The sequence below is a fragment of the Mesorhizobium sp. M4B.F.Ca.ET.089.01.1.1 genome, assembly GCF_004022605.1.
In the GTDB taxonomy this organism is placed as follows: Bacteria; Pseudomonadota; Alphaproteobacteria; order Rhizobiales; family Rhizobiaceae; genus Mesorhizobium; species Mesorhizobium abyssinicae.
This window is the reverse complement of record NZ_RZOS01000610.1, coordinates 1-2,767: the sequence shown is the minus strand read 5'-3', so window position 1 is coordinate 2,767 and position 2,767 is coordinate 1. Positions and strand designations below refer to the sequence as shown.

Here is a 2,767-nt window from a genome sequence, read left to right as displayed (position 1 = left end):
GCTCCTGTGGCTTGCGCAGCCGCATCTTCAGCCGCTTCCAGGCGTCCTCCGGGTGCGGATCGTAGGTCTGGCGCGAGGTCAGCACCTCCATTTCCTCGTTGAGCCAGTGGGCGCGGTTCTCGCGCTTCAGCTCGGCGCTGAGCTTCTTGTAGACGTCGATCAGATGGGTCACGTCGGCGAGCGCATAGTCGAGCTGCTTGTCGGAGAGCGGCCGGTGGCGCCAGTCGGTGAAACGCGAGGATTTGTCGAGCCGGGCACCGGTGATGCGCTGCACCAGCTGGTCGTAGGAGACGCTGTCGCCGAAGCCGCAGACCATCGCCGCCACCTGGGTGTCGAACACCGGGTGCGGCATGAGATCGCCGAGATGGACGATGATTTCGATGTCCTGGCGCGCCGCGTGGAAGACCTTGACCACGGCTTCGTTGGCCATCAGCCGGAAGAACGGTTTCAGGTCGATGTCGGGCGCGAGCGGGTCGATCAGCGCGGTCAGGCCGGGCGCGGCCATCTGGATCAGGCACAGGATCGGCCAGAATGTCGTCTCGCGGATAAACTCGGTATCGACGGTGACGAATTCCGACTTTTCGAACGCGGCGATGGCGCTCTCGAGCTCAGCTTGGGTGGTGATGACGTGCATCAAATCGCTTTTAAGAAAAATTAGGTCCCTTTCAATTTCAGCCGCGGGCGCTTTCGTCAAGCCGCCGCAAGGTCAAGGCTCGCTCGATCCATCGGAATCGCCGCTGCGCCGCGCCAGCCGCGCGAACACCGTCGATGTGCGCAAGAGCGCGGTGAAAGGGCTGCGTCTGTCGGCCGGCACGCCGGAGCGCACCTGCATGCGGTAAAGAATGACGAGGATCAGCACCGCGTAGACCATGGCACTGAACACAAACAGGGCGCCCGGTCCGAAATATTGCATCGCCGCCGAGGCCGCGAACGGGCCGCCGATGGCGCCGAACGAATAGAACAGCATCAGGGCCGCGTTGATCAGCACGAACTCGCCCTTGTCGGCGCGGTCGTTGGCATGCGCCGCCGACAGCGAAAAGAGCGGCATGGCGAAACTGCCGAAGATGAAGACGATGACGAAGTTGAGGAACGGGTCGGCGCCCGCCAGGAACACCAGTGCCAGTGCTGCAAGCATGGCGCAGCAGGTGGTCGCCAGCAGCACCGAGCGCCGGTCCCGGCGATCGGAGAGATAGCCGAGCGGATACTGGATCAGGGCGCCGCCGAAGATGCCGACGCTGACGAAGGTGACGACATCGGCGACCGACATCCCGATCTGCTCGGCATAGACGGGCGAGAGCGTGCGGAAGGCGCTGTTGGTGACGCCGACCGCGATGCAGCCGATCGAGCCGAGCGGCGAGATGCGCCAGACGCGCGGCAGGTCGAGCTTGACGTCTTCCGGCGGCGTCGGGTTGGAGCGGTCGCCGAGCGAGACCGGCACCAGCGACAGCGTGATCATCATCGACATGATGGCAAAGATGGCGAAGCCGCCGGCGCCGAAGATCGGTATCAGGAACTGCGCGCTGGTGACCGAGCCGATGTCGACCATGCGGTAGATGGCAAGCACGCGCGCTCGGTCCTTGTTGGTGACGCCGGAGTTCAGCCAGGCTTCCATTACGGTGAACAGGCCGGCGAAGCAGAAACCGCCGGCAAAGCGCACCGCGCACCACATGACAGGATCGATGACCAGCACCAGGAGCAGTGTACCGGCCGAAGCGGTGGCGGCGAGCGCCGAGAAGGTCCTGACATGGCCGACCGCCTTCAGGATGCGGGTGACGGCCAGGCAGCCGAGCAGGAAGCCGGCGAAGTAGAAGGTCCCCATCAGTCCGATCACGGGGGCGGAAAAGCCTTCCTGCGCGCCGCGCAGCGCGATCAGTGTACCCTGCAGCCCGTTGCCGCCAAGCAGGATGCCGGCGGCGATGAGGAGGGGGATCAGCGGGCGTATCGAGGACATAACGGGAAGGCAATCACATGTTGGTGATCCTTCTTGGACCATCGCTACCGCCAATGCCAGCGGCAATTGTGGGGCCAATGGCGGCTTGCTTAGGGGCCGTATTGGGAGCGACGCTCAGGCCTTGCCCGCCGGGGCCAACACTCTCGCCCGCGCCGGATCGGCCGCCTCGCCAGCCGGCGCGGCGGACTTGGCCGGCCGGCGTCCGAGCGAACCCGCGGTCAGCAGGCTCAGCGCGATGAACGGGATGCCGATGCCGAAGGCCGAGCGGATGCCCCAATGGTCGGAGACGAAGCCGAGCAGCGGCGGGCCGAGCAGGAAGGCGACGAAGGAGATCTGCGACAGCGCCGCGACATTTATTGCCGCGGAGCGGTCCGTGCGCTGCGCGGCGGCTGAGATCGCCAGCGGGAAGATGGCGCTGGTGCCGATGCCCAGAAGCGCAAAGCCCAGCAACGAGAAAAAAGGCGCCGGCGACAGGAAGACCAAAAGCACGCCCGCCGCCATTGTCGCCAGCAGCACGCGCGCCACGCCGCTCGGCGAGTGGCGATCGACGAAACTGTCGGCGAAGAAGCGGGTGGTCGCTTGCGAGAACGCGAACAGCGCCACGGTGAAGCCGGCGACGAAGGGGCCGGTGCCGAATACGGTGCGCATGTAGATCGCCGACCAGTCGATGCTGGCGCCTTCCAGCAGCATCGCCGACAGCGTCACCGCGACCAGGACCAGGATCGGCAGTGTCGGCCGCGCGAACATGGGCGCGGCATCGCCGCTGCCGGCGTGGCGGGCGGGCGCCGGCTCGTAGCCGCCGAGAAAGAGCATCAT

The 2,767-nt window shown here is 65.9% G+C and carries 3 protein-coding genes; all 3 read right to left on the bottom strand.

Features of this window, described 5'->3' with window-relative positions; translation table 11 throughout:
• Positions 1-634, bottom strand: a 634-nt coding sequence (gene rnd / locus EN780_RS31520) for a ribonuclease D (protein WP_128276221.1), incomplete at its 3' end; no start/stop codon positions are given.
• A 72-nt stretch (positions 635-706) separates the two neighbouring features.
• Positions 707-1,951: an MFS transporter gene (locus EN780_RS31515; protein ID WP_127311464.1), complete on the bottom strand. Its 1,245-nt coding sequence runs from the start codon at positions 1,949-1,951 to the stop codon at positions 707-709.
• A 114-nt stretch (positions 1,952-2,065) separates the two neighbouring features.
• The coding region (locus EN780_RS31510) for an MFS transporter (protein WP_128276220.1) at positions 2,066-2,767 on the bottom strand (702 nt) is incomplete at its 5' end.

Bases quoted from the DNA above. Each gene is read 5' to 3' on its own strand.
- EN780_RS31515 (WP_127311464.1), bottom strand. From the start codon at position 1,951: ATGTCCTCGATACGCCCGCTGATCCCCCTCCTCATCGCCGCCGGCATC.